The sequence below is a fragment of the Methanocalculus sp. genome (assembly GCF_029762515.1).
Taxonomy (GTDB): domain Archaea; phylum Halobacteriota; class Methanomicrobia; order Methanomicrobiales; family Methanocorpusculaceae; genus Methanocalculus.
Genome location: NZ_JARVGN010000293.1, coordinates 1 through 3,026, shown reverse-complemented (window position 1 = coordinate 3,026; position 3,026 = coordinate 1). Strand labels below are relative to the sequence as shown.

Here is a 3,026-nt window from a genome sequence, read left to right as displayed (position 1 = left end):
AGATGTGAGACGGTATTCATATCCCTGATTCCGCCGAGGATCCGAACACCGGACCGGCGCATTAACGGGTTTTCGTGATGCAACAGCTCGATTACCTCTGTCCGCCCGGCAGATCCAATCCCAATCAGTGCCTCTTCTGCATAGGGGGATATTCCCCTCTCCGGGTCTCCCAGTGCAACAATCAGCGGGCTGACTGCAGGTTTTCCGATCCTGATACATGCGAGGATCGCAGCATTCCGTACCCTCTCGACAGGATCGGCAAGGAGTCCCAGTAGAACCGGTATCCCCTGTTTCTCAGGAAGATGCCCGAAGGCTTCTGCGGCTGCCGCCCTGACTGACTGATCGGAATCGCTGAGGGCTTTTGTGAGTGCTTCCCCACGCTCTGGTGCGTTTATTCTGGCGATCGCGCCGACTGCGCCTGCCCTGATATCCACGGAGGGGTGATCAAGTGCCGCTGCAAGTGCAGGAAATGCCGGCTTTCCGATGAGGGTGAGTGACCGGATCAGCTCTTTCCGTACATCTGTCCGGGCACCATCCAGTGCGGCAATCATCGGACCGATTGAAGGCTCCCCGATCCCGGCAAGCCCTGATCCGGCAGTTCTCCTTACTCTCCAGCTCTCATCATCGAGGCAATTGATCAAAAGCGGGATTGCCGGTGCGCCGATTCCGCTGATCGAATGAACCGCAGTGATCCGCACCTCGGGATCGGAGTTGCCGAGTGAATCATCCAGTGAGAGCCGCGGAAGATGTGACTCATCCACGCTCTCTGTTCTCTCCTCTTTCTGTTCATCACGTGATCTGAGCCATCTGAATAAACCCATGGTAGCACCTCTCTGAGAAGGTATCGTCTGATACAGGGTATAAAACTACCTTTTTGGTTCCCTAAAAAGCTGCCCTACCTCTGACCCCGAATGATCGAAAGCAGATCCCAGGCAAGGGATTCGCTCTGTTTCTGCGATGTCATCATCGTATTGAGCCGGAGGCTGCCCGGAACTTCAATCTCGTCATTGAGATCCTGGATGAAGAGATCAACGATATCTCCATATGCCTCACGTGTTCCCCGTGAATCGGGAGTCTTTCCCCAGGCTTTCATCAGTGCCGCAGCAGGCCCGGATACCGGCCGGCTCCCGATGAACGGGCTGATTGCGATGACAAATACCTCGCGGAGTGCATCCCTGACCCTTTCACATTCAAGGATCGGCCCGATGCTTGTCACCGGGTTTGAAGGGCCGATGATCACGGAATCACTCTTCTGAATCGTTTCGATGACGGCATCGGTTGCAACAGGCGGGATCGTACACTCACGGATGATCCCCGAGATTTCGACATTGCCCCGGTGGGTTACCCAGTACTCCTGGAAATGCATGGGGCCGTTCTCTGTTGCCACATGGGTTGCAACCGGGGTGTCACACATCGGGAGCACAGTGGCTTCAACACCAAGAGCAGCAGCGACCTTCGCTGTTGCTTCGGTGAGTGTCTTTCCCTCCCGAAGGAGGTTTCCGCGTGCGATATGGATGCCCCGGTCCCGGTCGCCGATTGTGATTGATTCGGGCATCCCGATCCGCTCCAGGTACCGGTTCGTCTCAAGGCTATCGCCCCGGATCCCCCACCATGTCTCTGTGTTTAAGATCCCGGCAAAGAGGTACAGTACGGTATCGATATCAGGGGAGAGGTGGTTTCCGGAGATCCAGACATCCTCGGCTGTATTGACGATGACAGAGAGTTCGGAATCATGGAGCACCTGCCGCATGCCCCGGATCAGCTTCGGGGTTCCGGTGCCCCCCGAGAGGAGAGTAATCATACAGATGATCTCGATCCTGTAAGGTGAAGAGCCTTTGCGGCTGGGAGCATATAGGCAGGCTTTTTGTATCATATGCCCATTATCGATGATAGGAATCCTGTTGTTATGGAAGGATATCCCGCTCCTTATCTTACGTTCTTTGCCGAAAAAACAGAGGATCTCGTCTATCGGCTCAGGCTCCCGCGCCGGGGAGAGCCGGAGGTACTCTTTATCTCGGGATCTGTCCGCACTATACTCGGCTACACTCCCGAAAATTTCTCCGATGATCCCTCCCTGCTCAGGCACCTCCTGACAGATGATGATCCCGGCTTCTTCAGCGATTTGTCCCGGAAAGATGGCGAGTGTACATACACCCTTCACCTCAGGGCAAGGGATGGATCTATACGGGTGATCGAGACGAAGAATGCCATGATCACCGATCCGGAGACCGGAGATCTGATCATTGAGGGTATCGGAAGGGATGTAACTGAAAGGATCGGGCGTGAGAAGGAGATTGTATCAAGGGATTGCATCCTTGAAGCGGTTGGGTATGCGGCATCCGGTTTCCTCTCACAAGGAGACTGGGAGAGCCGGATACAGACTGCGCTCAGGAGGCTTGGGGAGGCGGCGGATGCCTCGGGCGCCTATCTCTATATGCTTGACCGGAATAGTAAGAATCCGGTTGCCTGCCTGAAAGGTGAATGGGCTGCTGAAGGAGTCCCTTCAAAGAACCCGGATCAGCTTGATGCCTCGATCTATGGGGAAGGTTTCGACCTCCTCCGTGGCGGAGATGTGATCTTAGGATCGGTTGACGATCTCGGATCCATTGGAGAACTGGTCCGGATCGCATCTCCTGATACACATTCGGTTCTGGTCGTCCCGATCATCGTCCATGGGACCCTCTCCGGATTCATCGGCTTTAATGAATGCCGCCATGCACGGGCCTGGAGCCAGCAGGAGATCCAGGCGCTTGAGACTGCGGGCAGAATAATCGCAGCTGCAATTATTCGTGATGCCGATCACCGGGCACTTGCCGAAAGCGAAGCCCGGTTCCGGGGTATCTTTGAGCACGGCCCTGTGGGCATTGTCCTGGCAGGTCCCGATTATATGATCATCGAAGCAAACCCTGCCTTCTCCCGGATGATCGGGTACTCAAGGGACGAGCTCTTGTTCTTCTCTTTCAGGGATATTACGCATCCTGATGACATTCCCGGAAACGAACGCGGGATTATGGATCTGATGCAGG

At 55.2% G+C, this 3,026-nt stretch carries 3 protein-coding genes; 1 reads left to right on the top strand and 2 read right to left on the bottom strand.

Annotated elements, in window-relative coordinates; translation table 11 throughout:
* Both QCH34_RS09835 and cofD read right to left on the bottom strand, forming a co-directional pair.
* Window positions 1–821, bottom strand: an 821-nt coding sequence (locus QCH34_RS09835) for a HEAT repeat domain-containing protein (protein ID WP_300333498.1), incomplete at its 3' end; no start/stop codon positions are given.
* Window positions 822–895: 74 nt separating this feature from the next.
* On the bottom strand, window positions 896–1,801 hold the full coding sequence (gene cofD, locus QCH34_RS09830) for a 2-phospho-L-lactate transferase (RefSeq protein WP_300333496.1): 906 nt from the start codon (window positions 1,799–1,801) through the stop codon (window positions 896–898).
* Between the two features lie 72 nt (window positions 1,802–1,873).
* Between cofD and QCH34_RS09825 the strand changes: the two genes are divergently transcribed.
* A partial coding sequence (locus QCH34_RS09825) for a GAF domain-containing protein (protein WP_300333493.1) occupies window positions 1,874–3,026 on the top strand: 1,153 nt, incomplete at its 3' end.